Origin of the sequence: Thalassotalea sp. G20_0 (assembly GCF_017744175.1) — a bacterium.
Taxonomy (GTDB): Bacteria; Pseudomonadota; Gammaproteobacteria; order Pseudomonadales; family Endozoicomonadaceae; genus Endozoicomonas.
Genome location: NZ_JAGHQV010000247.1, coordinates 1 through 1,051 on the forward strand (window position 1 = coordinate 1; position 1,051 = coordinate 1,051).

A 1,051-nucleotide genomic window follows, 5' to 3' on the forward strand; every position below is an offset into this window, starting at 1 on the left:
AAATTTAGGACGCATATACGGAGGCAAAAGGCTTTTGGCCGATTCAAATACCGCTGCCCATCGATCCGATGACGAATTCGTGTTCACGACAATGACTAAACACTCCCCTAATTGATCGTGTTTAATGTTGACTGCCACCGCATCACTGATCTCTTTCTGGTTTCGAAACGGTGTCGCTACATCATCAAGATGTATTCGATATCCCCTGACCTTAACTTGGTCGTCGCATCGACCAAGAAAGATAAGCTTTCCCTGATCATCACGCTCGACTAAATCACCAGTACGGTAATAGCGTGTGCCATTGACAACGACGATACGATTTTCATTAAGGTCTGGACGGTTGAGGTAGCCAGTCAAAAGCTGACTGCCTGCAATCCAAAGTTCACCTTGTTCTGATTCGCTGTCATTGCTCTCATCGATCAATACAGAGATACCCGCTAAGGGCGAGCCAATGGGGTAAGCCTCATATTTATCCACGTTTGCTGCGTTTATGGTAAACACTGTACAGACACATGTTGCTTCAGTCGGTCCATACCCATTTAAAATATGTACATTCGGTGCCACATCTATCCATTGCTGCATGGTTTTTGGATTAAGTACTTCCGCACCTGTCATGATGGTTTTTAAGTGTGGCCAAGAACGCTGTTCAAAACCTGGCGTTGACGTTAAAACGGTTTGTGTCGAACCTACTCCGCAAAGATGCGTAATTTGTTCCTGCTCAATTAATTCGATTATCCGTAATGGCATGGGAAATTCGGGACTCAGCCAAACCGACGCTCCCTGATAGAGTGGAAGCAGCGTATCAACAACCGATACGTCAAAATACATCGCTGAGGTATTTAAACAACGAGAACGTTGTTCCACACCCATATAGACGTTAACCGCATTAAAGAAATCAATCATGGCACGATGACTTATTCGCACACCATTTGGGACGCCAGTAGAACCGGATGTATAAAGTACGTACGCATCATTTTCAGGACAAAAAGACCAGTCATCAACTTGATAGTTTTCCACATCCTCAACATGACACATATCTAAGGTTGTATAG

General features: G+C 44.2%; 1 protein-coding gene. It reads right to left on the reverse strand.

From position 1 onward, the window contains the following. The coding region (locus tag J7438_RS25845; protein WP_209278906.1) for an AMP-binding protein at positions 1–1,017 on the reverse strand (1,017 nt) is incomplete at its 3' end. Positions 1,018–1,051: the final 34 nt, after the last annotated feature.